The organism is Bacillus sp. SH7-1, assembly GCF_008042405.1.
In the GTDB taxonomy this organism is placed as follows: Bacteria; Bacillota; Bacilli; order Bacillales; family Bacillaceae_G; genus Bacillus_A; species Bacillus_A thuringiensis_N.
The window spans coordinates 98,543-118,181 of sequence record NZ_QNUD01000019.1; the positions used below are offsets into that span (position 1 = coordinate 98,543).

Sequence of the window (19,639 nt, forward strand, 5' to 3'; positions counted from 1 at the left end):
TCCTCTTTTACCATATAGAATCTATATTAATAATTTTCCATATACCTTCATTATTCTTTTCAAGCATAAATGAATATTTAATATCAGTTAAAACATACTCTTTTTGTACATATCCAGTATTACCGTTAATTGTCGATATTTTTATATATCCATCATTCTGTACTTTTTCTGGAATCCAAGCTTTTACCATTTCATTTGATACTTCATATAAAACTTGTGATTCTCGCTTTGGTTCAGCTAAAATTTTTGTTTTATTTCCAGTAACCGTTGCATAAATAAAATGAGCTTGCTTTGGTTGGTTACTTTCTGTCAAACCACTTGGTACTTTGTATACTTGTTTTGTATCATTTGCAAACTCTCCCCCCATTGTAAGAGCGACTTGCAACTCATGAAAAATATCTTCATCAAACTTCAATTCATCCTTCTTATAACTCTTCCCTTTAAATAGAACTTCATCATTTAACGCTTTGTACAGGTCATTTTCATTTTTTGAGCTCGTACTTAGATATAGTTCATTCATAAATTGTTTTAATGATGGATCTTGAGCAGACTCATCTTTTGTTTTAGGCTTAATTTGTGTACTACTTTGTACCGGTGATTTATTATCATCAAGCCAAGGTTGTTGAACAATAAAAAATAAAAATGTACAAGCTAAAACCACTACAATTGGCAATGCTTTTTTACGAAATGGTCTTGTATGTTTTGGAGAACCTACCTCATTACTTTCATATATAGATTGCTTTATTTTATAAACATATTCATCTTCATCTTTACGGTGTTCCATTGGGCCGTTCTTTAATTTACTATACCAGTCAGGATTTTTTTTACTTTTCATCACTACTACCCTCCCCTATTAATTTTGAAACCTTACTTCTTGCTCGGCTTAATCTAGATTTTACAGTTCCAATGGATACTCCTAACGTTTCAGCCATTTCTTCATAAGATAATTCATATTTTGCATCCAATATTATTATTTCACGGTGCTTTTTTGGTAGCTTTAATACAACCTTCCACACATCATTCATTTCTTCTTGCTTAAAAAATTCTTGTTCTGCCGACTGGGATTGCTTATCGTCACTAAAAAAACCTATTAAAGATATTCTTTTAAAATAAGATGATTTCAAATAGTTTATTGCAGTATTTCTTGTAATTTTTAATATCCACGTTTTAATAGATGACTCCTTTCGAAATGAATTCCAATTTTTAAATACCTTTATAAATACATCTTGCGTAATATCATCTGATAAGTGTGGATCTCTCGTAATAATAAATGAATAATTCCATACATCTTGCCAATAGTCTTTTATAACATCGTCCAGCTCATCATGATTACACTTTTCAATAAACGTCTGTTCCATTTCCACACCTCAAACTTATTTGAATAAACGTAAAACTACCCTCACTTTTATTATGGTTTCAATATATAGACAAGATACAAGTTTCATTTGTTCCATTGTTTATCTTTTTTTATAGAAAAATTCTCTTACATGACAGGCTCCTAAAAAACAAGTAAAGCATACAATGTTAAAAATACACTCATAAAAATCTGATTATTATTTGTGCATTTCACGCAACACTCCACTTATATCACATTTTTTCTTAGAGCATGCTTATTTGTGTGCTCTATTTATGTTTTACTAAATAACTGTTTTGTTCAATTTTAAAACTTGTCCATTTCAATTTGTTTTACTCTTCTATTTACTATTAGCAATGTCAAATAATGATGAGTTCTCAACTTTCTCTAACCACAGTAAAAAAGCATTCTCGATTAGCAAGAATGCTTTTTTAAATATATTTGTTCTATATTTCACACAATTTATACCTTTGAGCTAAGCAAACATATAGTGAATTTACTAGAAGATTTCACCTTATAATAAGGTATTATCTCTGAAAAACATGTTTTACTTTTTCGCCTGGAACATTGCTCCCTCCTCTTCCTTTTACATCTTCAATCATCATGGTTACAATCATGTCTGGCTCATTTGCATCAAAAGCTGCAAACCATCCCAATTCTTTTCCGTCTGCTTCTTTTGACTCTTTCAGTTCTGCAGTACCAGTTTTACCAGCAAGAGTTATACCATCAACCTTTGCAACTCTCCCTGCGCCATCAGAGTCATTAATGACTTTTATTAATGCACTCTTTACTATGTCTTGATTCTTTTTAGAAACCACATTTTCTTTCCAATTTCCCGCTACCTTTGTTTCTTTTAATAGATGAGGCGACGGGATATTTCCTTCATTCACAATCGGTGCATATGTTAGTGCTAAATGAAGTGGTGTCATTAATACTTGTCCTTGTCCATATCCCGTGTCTGCTAATTGAATATCATTTTTTATCCCGTCTCTTGCAATGATTGAAATAGGAAATTCATATTCAATTGGTAATTTTTCATGAAATCCGTATTTCTTAAATTCGTTTACATACTTATCTTTTCCCATTTTCAAAGCTTGTTGAGCAAAATAAATATTATCAGAGTACTTCATTGCCTTGTCAAAATCAATTGGACTTGCATCCTTCACACGTGTTACATAATAATTCCCCCAAGAGGAATCTTTTGTCCACTTTAATCCTTGAATATTAAATTCTTCCTTAGGTTTTATTGTGTTTGTTTCCAAACCAATTGCACCCGTAATCGTTTTAAATACGGAACCTGGTACAAATGCTTGTGTGAAGCGATTCATCATTGGTAGTTTCGAGTCGTTATTCCATGCTTCTCGTTGGACCTTTGATGCTCCTCTAACTATTGTATTTGGATTATAAGCAGGGCTACTTACAAGCGCGATTGTTTCACCTGTTTTAGGATTGACCGCTGCACTAGAGCCTGCTTCATTTTTCATCTCATTATAGATTTTTTCTTGAATTGCAGCATCAATTGTTAACGTAACATTTTCCCCTGCCTTCGCTTCTTTTTTTGCTACGTTTTTAATCTCTTTTCCACTCTCATCTTCTATAAATACGCGTCCACCCTTTTCACCACGCAATTTTTTCTCTAATACTTTCTCTAAACCGGTCTTACCCATTAATTCATCTGCTTGATAACCTTTTTTTTGAAGCGATTTTAGCTCTTCTGCATTCACCTTTCCTATATATCCCGTTAAGTGTGCCGCTGCTTCACCTAATGGATACGTCCGAATATTTACTGGTCGAGATGAAACTCCTTCTAATTCAATATAATCATTCTGTCTAGTTCCCTCTTTTAAAATACCAATTGGTACAAAGGAGTCTGGTTTTATCCATTTCGCTGTGAGTTTCTGTTCGACCTCTTCCGTAGACATATCAAGTAATTGTGCAACTATTTCTTTTGTTTGCGCCGCCGTTTCACCTAACTTCTCTGGAATAATCCCAACCTCAGTCGCTTTACCATTCGTTGCTAGACCTTTCCCATTTCGATCGTATATTTCCCCACGTTTTCCTTGTTCTATTTGCATACGTACTTTATAATCTTTTTTCATACCTGGAAAAATGAAATCTGGTTTCCAATCTATTTTCCAAGATTCTTTTTCTTTCACAAGTTTTGCTTCATGGATAAATGAAGCTGGTCCTCCATCCGTATCCATCTTAACTTCAAAAAGAAAAACTTCTTTATCTTTAGCATTCTCTCCTTTCATTTTAACTTTTAAATTCTTAGCTCCAATCCCCTCATAGATTTTTTGATATTTTTCTGTGAATTCTTTTTTAGAAATCGTTTTTTTTGCATGATCTGATAAATAATCATACATATTTGCAAATTTTCTATCATTCCATAAATTTATATATTCTTCAAATGCTTGTTTTGGCGATTCGTTTTTATTACATCCTACCAAGATAACTGCAAAACAAAAGAAAAGCAGCATCCATAATTTTTTCAATTCAATCTTCTCCCTTAGTTAAAAATGATGATTCCTTTCTTAATTTATTAAATAAAAAAATGTTTTAACGTTTAATAGACAGTGTAAGTAATGACATTGTTCCATATTTATAAAAAAAATTAATTTACGCTTAAGTTGCATTGGAAGAAGGAGGTTTGTAAGCTTCTTACAAGCTTAAGAAGCGCATATATTTAGCAAACGTTATCATTAATAAGTGGTGTTTTGAAAAAATACATTTAAAATACCTTTTAGTTCGTTTTCGCCGATTTTCCCTTTTTTCTTTATAGATTTTTGATACAAAAAATAGAATCCTAATAATAAGGATTCTATATCAATAAATATCAAAAATTACTTAGGGTATAAGTGTTATTTTCATCACTTCGAGTCGTTAATAGTTAGATTTGTTTTTCTTAATTTAATGGTGATGCGATTCTACCCATATAGACTTTTTTACTTTTCTGTAATATTTATAAAATTCACGGCTCTCTTGTCCTCAGTACCTAACGTCGTATTCACTTTAGCTATTTCCTTACTTAATTCTGGTGCTTTCCCTTGATTGACTAAATTAAGATTTCCAAAAGATTTATTAAAAAATAGAATCTGTCTAGTTTTTTCTTTCCCATTTATTTCTTTGAATAATGTATCCTCTACAATTAATAGGATTACATTGGATCCACCACGATGCGGAGATAGCCATACATCCCCTTCATATTGAACATTCATTTTTTTCTGATCAAATGTTAGTTTTTTCAAGTCTTTATATTCTTTATTTGCAAATAAGATAGTTTCATCTTTTTCTATTTTTGGTAACGAACCAATAGGGACTGATGATGTAAGCCCCTCGTTATTATCTCTTTCGCGTATAAGCCCCTTTTTATTCATTTTTTCAGCAGTTGTTCTACTAATAAGTAGTAAATTACTAGTAGCAGTATCCATAGAATCCCCCAAATTAGTCGGTAGCTTTATGTCGAGCTTGTTATTATTATCGTCCCTTCTTTTAATTGATATAGGTCTTGTGAGCTTGTTATATCTTTGTATGAGTCAATTATAGAGCTTCTTGTTTGTTCGTTTATCGCTCCTACTTCTATTGAAATTCCATTTGCTGGAGAGTCTTTTGTACTAAATAATGAACAGGCTCCTAACACGGTAATCGAAATACCAGCTACTATTAATAACCCAAAACTTTTTTTCATTCTATATTCTCCTTATTTTTATTTTTTTGAATTGAATTAAATGATTGTTTTATACATTTTTTCAAATATTGAGCACGAACAAAGTAGAAGTATATAATTTGTAAAACTAAGAAACAAACCAATACTATAACGGAACTACCCAAGACTGAAAAATCAGCTAACTTTTGCAAGGCCATAAAAGCTACGACACTATGTGTAATTGCTATTACAATGGGTAAAAAGAATAGTAATACAAGTTGACGTGACACAATTTTCTTTAATTCGAGTTTACTTAAACCAACTTTTACTATCATTTTATATTGCTGCTGATTTCGTTCTAAGTCTGTGTATAATCGGAAATATAAAAAACTTGCAGCAAATGTAAAGAAAACAATGCCTATTAATACACTCATAATGGATGCAAGTCCAAAACCTTGTTTCATCCCTATCCATGTAAGAATTAAAGTCGAAAATGTATATTTTTCGTTGTCTATTATATGCTCATTTATACCTTTATTATCCTTATGAAAAGCAGCTACAATATTTTCCGCAACTTTTTTTGTTTTCTCCCAATCTTTCACAATAAAACCATTAATAATGTATTCAAAATAATAATTCTCTGGATCCACTATCATTTGATTATATACAGCGTCTGGTACAATAATTATCGTTACTCTTGTATCTTGTAATTCTTTCAGAGTAAATATTTTATTTACATGCATATCTTTTTTTATATCTCTATACAACAATTGAAAGCTATTTTGATTCGATTTTGAATTAGCAACTTTTTTTGAAGGTATGACAAGACTATCATTTTCATTTTTTAAGCTTTCTTTTTCAAAACCAAATGCCTTAGCTAACTTATTATAATCACTTAATTTTATAACGGTTGATAATATATTACTGTTATAGAGAGTATCTTGAATTTATTTTATTGAATAAGTCACCTGTTTGAAATTAAACTCACCACCATGGAGTTCGCTTTCTATTTTTTTTAAAATGTTCTTTTTCTAAATGGTTATTATTATAAGAGTGATAAGAAAATGCAAAAGGGCTATCCGATTCAGCTATGGATGAATTTCCTAATCCCATACAAGTCCCCACTGCAGTGAAAGAAACGGCATATATAATAGTAACCATAAAAAACATTTTTGCATTATCTTTTAATTGATACACTAAATCAATCATCCTGATTCAAATGCGAGGTAAAAGAACTGATTCAAGCTCTTTATGATGAACACGCTTATGGGACTGACGGATGGTCTTCTTCTTTTTGTTTTTAAAAGTAATAGATAGTGAAGTAACGGTTTATGTATGTCAATTGGCATAGGCCAACATGTTTACTATCATTTACTTGTACAGATTGCTATTCGAAAACTAAAGATATGAGCTTGGTTGCAGAAAAACGTTGCAACCGTAAAATCTTCAACGTTCTATCGCCCCTCACTTGCCGAAGTTGCGAAAACCAAGCTAAAGTAGGTAGTGTGTTAAGTCGTTCAATAGAATTGTCCCCTTGGTTTAACAAATGATTTTTTGTAAATAATATGTTTATTAAACAATTAATTAAGGGGTGCTTATATGCCACGGGATCGAAAAGCAGCGGTTCAAAACGATGCATACGAAGGAAAAGAGATCATGCCAGATAATCCACTGTCTCTACCGCATCACATTCAAAAAGAGCTGCCTCACGAATTTTCTGTAAATCCTCTGTTTGCCCGCGAAGGAGAATCCGTCGTTCCACGCTTTCATATGTCTCATGAAGGCATGCTACCAGAAACAGCGTATCAGATTGTCCATGATGAAATTGCTCTTGATGGCAACGCCCGCCTGAATCTTGCAACATTCGTTAGTACATGGATGGAGCCTGCCGCAGAGAAATTATATGCAAAATCATTCGACAAGAACATGATTGACAAGGACGAATATCCACAGACAGCTGAAATTGAGGAGCGGTGTGTCCGTATCTTAGCCAACCTCTGGCATTCGCCAAGCCCCCTTACGACTATGGGCGTTTCAACAACTGGATCGTCAGAAGCATGTATGCTCGGTGGGCTTGCTTTAAAGCGACGATGGCAAAATGCACGTAAAAGCGAAGGGAAGCCGGTGGATCGTCCTAATATTGTGTTTAGTTCTGCTGTTCAGGTCGTTTGGGAAAAATTCGCGAATTATTGGGAGATTGAACCACGCTATGTGAAGATTAGCCCTGAACATCCTCAATTGGATCCTCAGGGGGTCCTCGCAGCCGTGGATGAAAATACGATTGGTGTGGTACCGATTCTCGGTGAGACTTATACCGGTCTTTACGAACCGGTTGCTGCAATTGCGAAAGCATTGGATGATTTACAGGCGAAGACTGGTCTTGACATTCCCATGCATGTGGATGCAGCTTCGGGAGGATTTATAGCACCGTTTCTTCAACCAGATTTAGTCTGGGATTTTCAATTACCAAGGGTAAAGTCCATCAATGTATCCGGACATAAATATGGATTAGTCTATCCTGGGTTGGGTTGGATAATTTGGCGGGAAGCTGAAGATCTCCCTGAGGATCTAATCTTTCGCGTTTCCTATTTGGGCGGGAATATGCCGACCTTTGCCCTGAATTTCTCTCGTCCTGGCGCACAAGTGCTCCTGCAATATTACAATTACTTGCGTTTAGGGAAAAGTGGGTACTATGATGTCCAAAAGGCTTCTCAGAAAGTCGCTCTTTTTCTAAGCAAGGCCATTCAGAAGATGGAACCGTTTGAACTTTTGTCCGATGGGTCGGATATTCCGGTTTTCGCTTGGCGACTGAAAGATGGCTACACATCAAACTGGAATCTTTATGATTTATCTCGACAATTGCGTGTGTTCGGTTGGCAAGTACCCGCCTATCCATTGCCTCCAGATATGGAAGCGGTGACAATTATGCGAGTTGTGGTTCGAAATGGATTTTCCATGGATCTTGCGCATTTATTTTTGAGAAACCTCAAACAGACTGTTGCCTTTCTGGATTCCCTGGATGGGCCTATACCACATGATACGAAATGTGATAATGGGTTTCATCACTAAATAAAAAAAGCCTATTTCTTCACATTAAATTGAGAAGTTAGGCTTTTTTATATTAGAATTTCCTTAACGTTGTAAATCCACATTTTTCTGAAGCTAACCCATATATAAGAAATAGACTTTATTATCTTTCGTCTAAATGTCTGGATATCTACTTTGCTTAAATCACTTATAAGACTGTTTTTTTCCATTTTCGTATTTTAGTTCTGAAATTCGTAAATGGAGCAACCGTATTGATATGCATCCATTTCCAAATAGGCCACTTTGCTTTTGTTGTGGCCCATTTTCTTTGTTCTGGTTGAAATAATTCTACTTCAGAAAGATTGTTTATCCAATCAATTAACATTTGAACTAACTTTGTTAATTCTTCCTCTTGCTGTTTTAAGGTTAACTTACCGTATTGCTCATAAAAAGATTGATAAAGCCCACCTAAGTTATTCCATTTGTAGTCCGGAGTAGGTGTTTGTACGTCAAGTCCACATTGTTCGTCTTTTTCCCATGATAATAACAAGTTAATCCACCCCAATTGATAAGAAAGGATTTCAGAAGGAGTTTTGTCCACTTCAGAGATACGTTTACCCCTCAAATTTTCAGGAATCACCTTAAATTCTTCAATAAATTTCTTATAAGCTTTATCGATTGATTTAATTAATTCTTCAGCATTAGCGTACTGTTTCATAATTCTTTCACACCTTTATTTTTGATACCTTCAGCATATGGTTAATGATCTACACTCAACCAAACTAAAAGAATCCTAAATAAATAAGATTCTTTTAGTTTGGCTGAATTTTATTTATTTTAGTTTACTAGTTCACTTGACGATGATTTGTTTGTTATTCTCCGCCTTTATCTTTCTTGGTTATCATAATATGTTTTATCTGCGTATTTTTTATCATTTCCTCTTAGATAGGCTAAGATTATTTTTGGATTTTTAAGTAAAGCCCAATCACCATATATATCAAATCTTCTGCATGAAGTTATCATTCCATTTTTAATGGTACCGAATTTCTTATTATTTTGTTTCCCCCATTTTTTTAATCGTTTAGCAAAATCTGCATCTTCTGCCATAAGCATATTTTCATTAAATCCATTGATTGCCATAAAGTCTTTTCTATAGCACAAAAAAATCCCTACAGTTACAGCTCCATACATTAAAAGTAAGGGGATTATTTTTAACATTGCGGAAACGAATATTCCTAAAGATATTCTTTCAAACTTCCCAGTTACCCCACCGCCAATGTATTTACCTGAAGCTAAATATTTATCTACATTAGACAACATAGATTCTGTCATTAGGGTATCAGCGTCTATAGTAATGATTATTTCTCCACTGGCTATTTCGGCTCCTGCATTTCGAATTTTGGATAAGTTTTTATCGTTGTTGTTTAATATAATACAGTTATAAGACTTTGCTATTTCTTCTGTTTTATCTGTGCAACGATTTAAAGCAACTATAACTTCCGTTTGATCTTTATATGCTTCTGATGCTTTTGCAATCGAATCTAAACATTTTCTAATATACTTTTCCTCATTGTGTGCAGGGATTATAATAGAAAATTTCACAGCTTCTTTTAAATAGATTCCTGAAGATTTGTTTGTTTCAGTCATAATATTCCCCCTTTTTCATAAAGCGAATATATACCATATATAATATATATTAACATTTATAGGGTTTTAATATAGGGAGTAGCACGCAAATTTTAACATTTGTATTTCCTAAGGGATTCACAAACACCGCGTCAATATAATACTGCTGCAGTACATCCATCTATATGAGCCTTGTTTACTCTGGACTAGATTTCCAAGAGGGACTATTATCAATACAAATAGAGCTCTTGGTATACCTAATGGTACTGTAAAGAATACATTTGTAGTAGAAGACATGGGAGATGTAAATTGTAAAAGGGACGCAACAAATAATTGATTTGATATTTATTTTGGAGAATCTAATAATAGGGGGCACTATACATGCCCATCAACTTAAGAATTTTCACTACCCCTAAGTACAAAGACATGGATCTCTAAACAATTTAGACGAGAAAGTAGATCCTTCATGAATATCTTTTGTTACTTATGTAGAATTAAATTACATTTTAGTTATACTCCAAATTTAATAAGGTTTTTCTGGGCACTAAAAAAGAGAGCATAGCTCTCTTTTTTTATTATTTAGTTTTGTTTCAAATTCAGTTAAGTATTTGAAACAAAACTAAAACTTTGTTCAGAAAGTTAACTAGATTTTCGTACTTCTTTCATTCTGTTTTCTATAGGAGCTGTACCTCGTACTCCTTGCAATATATGCTAATCTTTTTAAAAGTTTTTAGAATTTCACTTGTGCATGTGTAGTAGTTTCTGTAAATTTATCAGATTGACTAGCTGAAACTCCAAACGTAAGAGGTGAAAACGATATAGACGGAGAAACTTGGAATGTTGTTTCTTGATGCAAGTACTTACCATAAGCATCTATCTGGGTAGTAGATGCTAATTTATCAACTGTATAATAAGAGAATGCGGATAAAGTTAGTACTTTTTCGTTATAACAAGCATAGGATTTAGTAACATTATTAGGTAAATCAATATTTAAAGCATAGCCAGAAGGGCCTTTTGACCATTTGTTGCTGTCCTTGGTATAAGTTGCATTCTTAGATTTAGTTTTATTACAATCATACTTTAGTTTCCATTTTTGTTGTCCATATTGTGATCCTGGAGAAGGAGCCCAAAAAGAACTGTTAACACCTGTACCTATAACATCTATTTTTCTATTACTAGGCATAACACTCCATTCTATTGAAGTTTTTACCCTGTACTTTTGTTTTGCTTTTAAAGAGACAATATTAGTTGTAACCTTTTTATAAGATGTGGTATTCGTATCGCTAGAAAGTTTTGCCACACCATTGCTTTTTTGTACTCTATTTGCTTCTTCTAGTTGAACTTCATTTAAATACGTGTTCTTATCAATTTCAATTTCTTTACTTGAATTATTAACTCCATTTTCAGTAACTTTAATAAACTTTTCTTTGGTAGCTACAACTTGGCCATCAATTTCTAAGTTTTTCATTATTTCCATTTCAGGCATGTCCGAAATTTCTTCTTTAGTGAAACCTAAAGACTCTAAATGTTTTATTTGTTCTACATTTAACTCAGCAGCTTCAACTTTAATACCATCCAAATTAAATACTATAAACCCCATCAAAAAACCAACAAATAAGTATATTTTTTTCAAAATAATCCCCCTGGTTATTTTTATGTTTTAATTAGATTATATAAATAATACAGTTGTTGTATTTCAAATGTTTTACTATTGAATTCGAATTTTTATAAATCTGCTTGATAAACCATATATCGACCACTAGCAAGGGTAACGAATACTTGATTCTCTTTAATTTTTACTACAGTGCCGTTAGAAGTATAATTATTTAATTTTGTTTTTGCTTTAACAGAAATTTTATTATTTCCATCAATCTGAACCAAAAGCATCTGACCAGTGGAACTAATTACTATTGCATGTTTATCCTTGAGGGCCACCACTTTATTCCATTTATAATTTTTACTTTCTTGATCAGTCAGTTCTGAACTCTCAATCTTTTCCCCTTCTTTATTAAAAAGTGCGAATTTTGCACCCTCTCCAACAGCTATTATAGTACCATCAGAAAGTCTGTCAATTGACTTAATATCATGTTTTGTTGATCCCCAATCCCCAAAGTTGATGACGTTTCCATTTGTTAGTGACATGACTTGATATTTCCCTTTATCACCTACCATCAAGATCAGGTGTCCACATAACTGAATTGAATCGTTAATATTCCAATCATTTGGCCATTTTCCTGTTCGTGTTACGCCATAAGAATCACCATCAAGGATAGTATAATAACCTTTATCGTAAACTAATAAAAGCCTTCCATCCAATAGTTTCTTAACAAATCTCGGATTACGTTTATCCGATAGTTGCCCTTGTTCAACTAAACCTGCAGATGAATCTACAACTTTCCATTTTCCTGATGTACCCGCAATAAAAAAGTTACCATCAGATGTTTTTACAATGCCTTTTGTAGGAAAAGAAGGTTTGTTCTTTTCATGTGAAACCATTGATCCACCAGATTCAGTGCTTAATACAGCTAAATCAGTAGAATTACCAACAAAAATAGTATCCCCATCGATACCTACAGCTTCCTGAATAGTGCCAATTCCATCCCATTTATTACTCACAACACCATACAGATTTGCTGCACTTGCACTTGTAGGTAGTATCAATAAAGCGCTTGCAAGTAATAATGTAGATAATTTCTTGAGTTTAATCATATTTCCACCCCTATCAAATACATTTAATAAATTGTATATAAATATATTAACACATTAGGTAATAAAAGGTGACTGCTATAACATATTTATCAAAAGGATTCAGAATAGTTAATTATATTATTCGATATGTATATTCGATTATAAAGGTTGTCTTTAAATATTAATAAATATAAAATTTGGTTAGGAAAAATTATGCAGATAAGTTTTATCTATTATTTTTCTGACCCTGTTTATTTTTGTATTTCAACATTAAAGATAAAAGTGAATCCGATTATATGATTTTAAAATGAATGTCGTCTGTTATACCTCTATAATGCTGACTGTTCAAAGCATGCTCTGACTTTATCATTTTAGCCAAGAAGACCCCTGCCTCAAGGTGCATGTAGGGGTATAGCCCAGTGAATAGTTGTAAAATTATAAAACTGTTAAATCTTGTGCGCCATAATAACTTTCACTGTTTCCAAAACCTATATTTTGTGCAAGTTGTTGAAGAATATTTGAAGCTAGATATCGCTGCAGTACTTTGGTGAGCAAATGAACCTCACCTTGAACCGATGAATCCATACAAAACACCATCCTTTCTGTATATTTCTACAAAAAGAATAGCGTTTTTTGTTTTAAAGATACACTTGTTTAGTTTGATAGCGATGTGCTATAATCTTCCAGCCATTTGTGTAAATGATTAATATCCTAAAATATCTACTTCAGCTGCTGAAGCAAACCCATTAAATCCGTTCGTTACTTCCAGTTTTACATATTTTGCAGAAATAGGGTCGAATGTTGCGAATTTTTTCGTCCTATTATTTTCCCATGTTCCAGACGTAACTTTTTTATAGTTAGAACCATCCGTGCTTGTATAAATATTGTAGTTGAAAATAATACCATTTTCTGACCAATCTTGTCTTGGAAGATATGCTACTTGGGTGATAGTTTGTGTTTTACCCAGATCTAACGTTAAATTGTATGGATATTGATTTGGTGCGCTCCATTGGGTATGCCAAATTGTATTTGGATTGTCATCAATTGCGTTACTTGCTGGATCACGCCATGATTCTTCACTATTTGCACTTGCCTTCATTATTTTTTTTGACAATGCAGCAAGTGGTTTAACAGGTTTAGTATCCGTCGCTTCCCATAAAGGTGCAATTAATTTTGGATTGTTTAAAGCTTCTACTTTTTGTCTTGTTTCTTGGGTTGCTTTCAATCCCCATTGATCAAAAAATGGTAGTACATTTTGTTTTGCTATTTTCGATGTATTGTAAATAAATGTTTGTATTTTATCTTCATCTGTTTTGGGAAGTTGATCCTCTGGTGTCTCTCGATATAATTTGTGAAGATTTGGATAAAAATCATCCCCATATGCTAAATGAAGCTGCCAAAGCATAACAAGTTTTACAAACAAGTCGTCAATATTTTTATATTCTTTATTCGTTTGTTTTAAATACGCAAAGGCTCTATTATAATCGCCCTCTGATTCTAAACGTGTTGGTTTATTTGGGTATATTTTCTTATCAGCAACTAAAGAATATAGATTATTAGTTACTTCACCCATACCTCTTAAATCATTCCACGTCCATGGATATTGTTGTCGTGCATGTCCCGCTTCATGCATTTGTCCCCATCCAAACTCATTGACATTTAACGTACTTTTGATAGCTTCACCAGCAGTCGTAAAGACGGCTCCATCCCAACTTGCATACATGCCCCAACTTTGTGCGTTAGGATTTTCTACAAAGGCCCAAATACGACGAGTTGAACGATGTAAAGGATTAGGATCTGTCTCAGATAGCCCCGCTAACTTGTCTTGCGACCGAATCATTTCATCATATTTATTTAATAGAGGCACAGGATCTTGATTTACAATATATTTATTGGCACTATCACGAGTTACAGTTAGTACTGCTCGTTCTGATTTCAATTGTACCGCATGTGCATTTGGATAGTTGTTCATCATGGCAATCCAGTCTTCTTTTGTGTGTTTCCCTAATACAAAGAAAGGAATAGGACTACCGCCTTGCGTTACCTGCACCTTAACTGTTCCTGTGTTCTGAAAATTATCTAACCCTAATACGCCGCCGTTTGGTGAAGAAATAGTATTAGAGCCAGGAGAAAGATCAATTTCTTTTCCCCATTCTTTATCATATTGATGTGTCCCAATAATGGCTCTAATTTTTTGCGTTCCTGATACTGTAATAGTAACCTGTTCATTAGGTTTCACATATATGCCTGTTGGCATATAATTTTTTTGCTCACTTCTTTTTTCTCTTTTTGCTTCATCCCAAAAACTTCCTGTACCTGGAAGGTCGAACTCTCTTTGTTCATATTGAGTTACAGTTTGTGCAGTTTCAGCATGTACCTCTAAATTGTTTGACATAATAGGTGCAAATAACGTGGTTGCTAAAATAGTAGATGTCGCAAACACCTTTATTGTTTTTTGTAATCTATCATTCTTTCTTCTGTTCATATAAATCAGTCCTTTCGTTCAAATTCGTTATTACTTACATACGAAATATCAGTTTTCTCACACATGTCAAAAAGAGATTTATTAAATGCACACTTATTTTAAACAATGCTGCTCATATTTTTGGATGAATACAAAAAAGGCATAGTAACACTTCAAAATCTATTTCTAATTAATCTAGAACCACATTACCTGCATTGATTTCTTAAAACACTCCTCTAAATAAACATTTAAGATAAATTTCCTATTCCAAAGCTCCTTTCCTAATTTTTGGATTACGCATTAAGTATAATTCAAAAATAAAGTTATAGAATTGAGAAAAATAATAAACACTAAAAATTTACATAAGAGTGAATTTTTAGTGTTTACTGAAAAATAATGTGTTATATGGGGATCAATTTCATATATATATGATGTTAAAAAATATTTTAAATAGATTATTTTGAATTCATAAAAGTAAAAAAGATAATGTGCGTTTGTCCTTCTGTTAATTCACGGCAAAAAAACTCAACTTAAAAATCTAGAAAATAAAAATAGAGCTGCTTAAAAATAGATCCATTTCTATCTATTATTTAAAAATATCTAACTTACATAATATGTTCTTTAGATTAATAGCACCACATGGTAAAAACTCTGCAATCGTTAATCCAACTACATCATTTTCTTTTGAGTTTCATTTATACTAAAAAAATAGAGCCTCAGGAACGAGATCCTATATCATGTAATAAATGAGCCACTGTCACAAAACGAAACGGTTACGCTTTTATATAGCGTAACCGTTTCGTTTTGTTGTTTGTCATCATTACGTATACTCATTAATTTTCATGTCTATACTGTTTAGAGAAGGTATTCCATGCCATTCGGATTGACCTCCAGCACATGATAAGTTTATAACCGTTCCTATAATTAGGAACGGTCTTATTTCATTCAACTGTCCTTTTTAATTACAGTAACTGTTTTTTGATAAGCATTTATACATATCGGATATGAATTTATTTTACAAATAATGAATATTCACCATTTTTATCATCAAATTTATAAACATTCAAATAATATTTGCCTGGTTTCGCTACGAATTTCCCCTTTATAGTATTTCCTTCATCTTCACCACAAGCTACATAATTTTGCATGTCTGATTCATGATAAAGTACCCATGTCATCCCAATATTTTGTTCATTTACCACAGAAATATCTACTTCTTTTGGATCTGTAACATTAAACGTATAAACATCTGTTTGATCAGGAGTAATCAGATTTCCTTTTACAAGCGTATTAAACGGGAGTACCTTCTCCTCTTCATGGGATTCACCTGTTTGCGGATCTTGTTTTACAGTAACTTTTGTTTGTTCTTTGCTTTCTTTTCCCCTACTATCTTTTACTGTTAGTTCCACAGTGTATGTTCCTTTTTCTCCATATACATGGGTAGGGTTTGCTTCTGTACTTGTTGTACCATCTCCAAAGTTCCATAGATAAGAAATAACTTTTCCATTTTCACTTTTTGTACCATCACTATGAAATTGAATCTCTTCATTTACTATCCCGCTGTATGGTCCATTCATATTTACTATAGTATTTGTTTTTTCCTTTTCCTCTGTTGCAACACCATGAAAAACAATATCATATTCAAACTGGTTAGCTGCATTCACACGATAGTTTACAAAATAGGCTGTAACTGTTTTATAACCACTCCAACCTTTTTGGGATAACTGCTCCAAAGTTCGATTTACTTGTTTACTCATCGTTTTCCAATCTTCAGACTCACCTTTTGATGTACCACCTGTGTACTTGCCTTCCACGGTAAATGTATTAAAGAATTGCGACTCATATTTTGTAATTTTTGCACCTTTTATATTTGCTACATCCACAATTTCGTTTTTCACTTCAGTTAACGACTTTGGTGCGTGTTGAATTAAATAATCATTTGTTACTTGCGGTACATTATATTTATCTTGATTATCAATCAACTGCTGCATATACGCTTGATATTCTGCATTCAATTGTGTATTGTTGCTCAATGATTCACGATATGAATCATAATTTTTCACATCGTTTGCACGGATTAAATCTTGAAGCTTATCAAATGTTTCAAATTGATGATTATACAAATATGACTGTAGTGCAAAGGAATACTTATAAAAGTCCCATGATCCATATTTTGAGAACAAAGTTTGCTTTGCTGTATAACGGCTTGCTGGATCAGATGATAAGCCACTTATCATACTTTTACGCGGAACAACATTATCTGTACGTGTAGATCCTGCAAAAAATTCTGCATTCCCTTCTTGGAACCAAGTTAATCGTTCATTTTGATACATTTCTCCGCTTCCAAATAAACCAGGAACCTCATATCTTCCTTGTAAATAATGAGTAAATTCATGACGGAATAACTCTTCCAAACTATAAATACTCTGCTTTGGCGTACGCTCATATGTAAAGAAGGTCCCCTTCTCTTCAATATAAATTCCACCGTTGTTTGTTTCATATCCATATAATTGTCTATTTAATTGATATTCATCTGGATTATTATAAATTACTATTGTTAGTACATCATCAGCGTAACCCGGTTCTAGTGCTTTATCATTACCAATTACACGGTGATATTGTGCTTTTACTTCTTTGGCTGCCCAATATAATCTCTTAATTTTTTCTTCTGTTACTTTATCTCCCGTCTTGAAGACAATTGATCCGTCATCAAATGTATATGTTTTAGGTAAGTATTGTCGTTTCCCTTCTTCACGTACTTTCTGTAGATCTACTGCATTTCCACTATAATCTTTTCCACCATAGTTTGTTTTAATTTGTTCTACTGCTACAAAATAAGGTCCACTTAAACGAGGATACAAGTTCATCGCTTGTGTAATAACTTCCAATCCTTTGTATGGATTACTATGAAATGTCCCTAAACGACCTGCATAATAAATGCCATTATTAATTAGCCAACTATTTTCATTTGTTATATTCCCGACGAGAGCAATTCTATTAACCTCATTTATAAAGTTATCAATCTTTCCATACCACATTGTTTCATTAGGTTGCTTATGCGTATCCTGCAAATAAGACTGTATATCATAATCAATTCCTTTTACAATTTCATATACGGCTTGTCCTTTCGCATAATTGCTTACATACGTTGAAAGATTATCATTATATTGTTTTAAAACATTTACCGCATACTGTACTGTTTCAGTATCACTAGAGGCATTACCAATTAATTTTCCATACGCAGCTACTACTCTATCTTGCTCAGCTGTACCTAGTGTAAAGTTTGGATTTTTCGCAATCGCTTTCAATGCTGGTAAACATTTGTCATGGAAGCTTCTCTCTTTTAAGTAACTTAATTCATTATTATAATATCCCACATAAAAAGCAGAACGTAATACTTCAACAAATGTTTCAATGCCCTTTGAGTTATCTTTCGTAAACGTGCTTCCTCGTTGTCCTAATTCATCAATGATAATGTTCATACGTTCTTTATTTTGATAAAAAGCTTTCGTATCTTGATTGAATTGAAATAAATCAGTAATTTGATTCCAAGAAATTTTTGAAAGCGTATCAATGAGTTCGCTATCAGGCATTTTATTCAGTTCTGCCAGAGTGTAGCTTTGCTTTAATTGACTTTCATCACGTTTCATAACCAGAGTAGGACGTTGTGAAAAATCGCCTACTTTTAAACGCTCTTCAAAAGTCAATGTTTCGTCCGCTGTTATAGCATGTACAATTTCATCTTTTGAAGTTTCTGTCCCCATTGGTTTCATCTGTAAAATATTATAGGATGCTGTTTCTTCTGCTGATACCTGTGTTTGAATACTTCCAAATGATAATGCCATCGTACTAATCCCGATCATCATTTGAGTAAATTTTAAATTCTTGTTCATTACATTTCCTCCATTTATATATTCCACCCAAAAATATAACATTTTATCTTAATAAATAATTATAATATGTATTATTTCATATTGTATTACATGAATTTCTTTATAAATTAATATCTAAAAAATTATTATTGAATCTCTTTCTTTTTCCATACATACTCATAAACTGAGTAAACCTTTTGTTTGGAATTTACAGGTTCGTTGCACGAAACCAGGCTCTCTGGCAAGATTTCTTAAGATGTTTGGAGATAAATAACTTTGAATTTCTTGAACAAATAGTTGTAGTTAATCAAATACAAAAATAAACATACAAAAACGCTATTCTTGCCTATGATTATAGAGAAAGAATAGCGTTAATTTTACTCAATCAGTACTTAGTAGGTATAACTTTTTATATTTCAAAAGACTTTTCTCTCTAAAAATATTTTTCATACAAATTTTCACATTCTAAAAAATCTATAAATTTCTTATAATGTGTCACTGTTCTTTCTAAAGCAATCATTAAAACAAAAATAAAATAAATTGCTTGGATTCCATTCATATAATTAAAGAGTGATTCAAATATATATACAATACTTGCAATCATAGAACAAAACCATAAATAAAACTTCATTTTCAGCTTTTTAATTTTTTGCTTAGTTGTCTTACAATACTGGCCATGAACTCTTATAAACAAATAAATTGCTGTATGTAAAATAATAATTGAAAATTGAAAACTTCGATTGTCCTCAGAACTAAATTCAGAAAAATCTATTTCCAATGAATGTAATACTATCCAAATAGAAAATAAAGATAGCAGAAATACATATAAAAAACCAATTAATAATTCAAAAATAAAGAGCCAAGGTTTATTTATGATTGAGTAAAATGGATTTAGATATTTTATGGTTAATAAAAATTTTCTCACTAAATCAGTAATAATAATTGATGTATTAGTTATATTC

At 32.5% G+C, this 19,639-nt stretch carries 12 protein-coding genes and 2 pseudogenes; 1 reads left to right on the forward strand and 13 read right to left on the reverse strand.

Annotated features, from left to right (window positions below; all coding sequences use genetic code 11):
• Positions 1-7 precede the first annotated feature (7 nt).
• The 5 genes and pseudogenes from DN390_RS17465 to DN390_RS17485 all read right to left on the reverse strand — a co-directional run.
• The gene (locus DN390_RS17465; RefSeq protein ID WP_147807936.1) at positions 8-835 is read right to left on the reverse strand and encodes an SH3 domain-containing protein; all 828 of its coding nucleotides are present in this window, start codon (positions 833-835) and stop codon (positions 8-10) included.
• Complete coding sequence (locus DN390_RS17470; RefSeq protein ID WP_142327623.1) at positions 825-1,358, reverse strand: RNA polymerase sigma factor; 534 nt, start codon at positions 1,356-1,358, stop codon at positions 825-827. Before DN390_RS17470 ends, DN390_RS17465 begins: the two co-directional genes overlap by 11 nt.
• A 523-nt stretch (positions 1,359-1,881) precedes the next feature.
• Positions 1,882-3,849: a penicillin-binding transpeptidase domain-containing protein gene (locus DN390_RS17475; RefSeq protein ID WP_147807937.1), complete on the reverse strand. Its 1,968-nt coding sequence runs from the start codon at positions 3,847-3,849 to the stop codon at positions 1,882-1,884.
• Positions 3,850-4,299: 450 nt separating this feature from the next.
• Positions 4,300-5,042, reverse strand: a pseudogene (locus DN390_RS17480) (lipoprotein BA_5634 family protein).
• Positions 5,039-6,203: pseudogene (locus DN390_RS17485) on the reverse strand (ABC transporter permease); the annotation flags it as partial. The pseudogenes DN390_RS17480 and DN390_RS17485, both read right to left, overlap by 4 nt.
• 396 nt (positions 6,204-6,599) lie before the next feature.
• On the opposite strand from DN390_RS17485, the gene DN390_RS17495 reads away from it, so the two are divergent.
• Entirely contained in the window at positions 6,600-8,069 is a 1,470-nt protein-coding gene (locus tag DN390_RS17495) for a glutamate decarboxylase (protein ID WP_147807939.1), read from the forward strand.
• Between the two features lie 166 nt (positions 8,070-8,235).
• Here the strand turns inward: DN390_RS17495 and DN390_RS17500 are convergent, their stop codons facing one another.
• From DN390_RS17500 to DN390_RS30980, 8 genes are all read right to left on the reverse strand, one after another.
• A complete protein-coding gene (locus DN390_RS17500; protein WP_147807940.1) occupies positions 8,236-8,745 on the reverse strand; it encodes a ClbS/DfsB family four-helix bundle protein in 510 nt (169 codons plus the stop codon).
• Positions 8,746-8,912: 167 nt separating this feature from the next.
• Positions 8,913-9,674 (reverse strand): glycosyltransferase, encoded by a 762-nt coding sequence (locus DN390_RS17505; RefSeq protein WP_147807941.1) that lies wholly within the window; start codon positions 9,672-9,674, stop codon positions 8,913-8,915.
• 709 nt (positions 9,675-10,383) lie between these two features.
• Positions 10,384-11,286, reverse strand: a complete 903-nt coding sequence (locus DN390_RS17510; protein ID WP_140969843.1) for a hypothetical protein — start codon at positions 11,284-11,286, stop codon at positions 10,384-10,386.
• A 92-nt stretch (positions 11,287-11,378) separates the two neighbouring features.
• Complete coding sequence (locus DN390_RS17515) at positions 11,379-12,362, reverse strand: hypothetical protein (protein ID WP_147807942.1); 984 nt, start codon at positions 12,360-12,362, stop codon at positions 11,379-11,381.
• Between the two features lie 414 nt (positions 12,363-12,776).
• Positions 12,777-12,926 carry a hypothetical protein gene (locus DN390_RS30690; protein ID WP_167498178.1) on the reverse strand — a complete coding sequence of 50 codons (150 nt, stop codon included), beginning with the start codon at positions 12,924-12,926 and terminating at the stop codon, positions 12,777-12,779.
• A gap of 118 nt (positions 12,927-13,044) precedes the next feature.
• On the reverse strand, positions 13,045-14,826 hold the full coding sequence (locus DN390_RS17520; RefSeq protein WP_147807943.1) for a M60 family metallopeptidase: 1,782 nt from the start codon (positions 14,824-14,826) through the stop codon (positions 13,045-13,047).
• A gap of 989 nt (positions 14,827-15,815) precedes the next feature.
• Positions 15,816-18,698, reverse strand: a complete 2,883-nt coding sequence (gene colA / locus DN390_RS17525; RefSeq protein WP_147807944.1) for a collagenase ColA — start codon at positions 18,696-18,698, stop codon at positions 15,816-15,818.
• A gap of 412 nt (positions 18,699-19,110) precedes the next feature.
• Positions 19,111-19,639, reverse strand: a 529-nt coding sequence (locus tag DN390_RS30980) for a hypothetical protein (RefSeq protein WP_147807945.1), incomplete at its 5' end; no start/stop codon positions are given.

Coding starts and splice junctions, on each gene's coding strand:
- DN390_RS17465 (WP_147807936.1), bottom strand. CDS start 835: ATGAAAAGTAAAAAAAATCCTGACTGGTATAGTAAATTAAAGAACGGC.
- DN390_RS17470 (WP_142327623.1), bottom strand. CDS start 1,358: ATGGAACAGACGTTTATTGAAAAGTGTAATCATGATGAGCTGGACGAT.
- DN390_RS17495 (WP_147807939.1), top strand. CDS start 6,600: ATGCCACGGGATCGAAAAGCAGCGGTTCAAAACGATGCATACGAAGGA.
- DN390_RS17500 (WP_147807940.1), bottom strand. CDS start 8,745: ATGAAACAGTACGCTAATGCTGAAGAATTAATTAAATCAATCGATAAA.
- DN390_RS17505 (WP_147807941.1), bottom strand. CDS start 9,674: ATGACTGAAACAAACAAATCTTCAGGAATCTATTTAAAAGAAGCTGTG.
- DN390_RS17515 (WP_147807942.1), bottom strand. CDS start 12,362: ATGATTAAACTCAAGAAATTATCTACATTATTACTTGCAAGCGCTTTA.
- DN390_RS30690 (WP_167498178.1), bottom strand. CDS start 12,926: ATGGATTCATCGGTTCAAGGTGAGGTTCATTTGCTCACCAAAGTACTG.
- DN390_RS17520 (WP_147807943.1), bottom strand. CDS start 14,826: ATGAACAGAAGAAAGAATGATAGATTACAAAAAACAATAAAGGTGTTT.
- colA (WP_147807944.1), bottom strand. CDS start 18,698: ATGAACAAGAATTTAAAATTTACTCAAATGATGATCGGGATTAGTACG.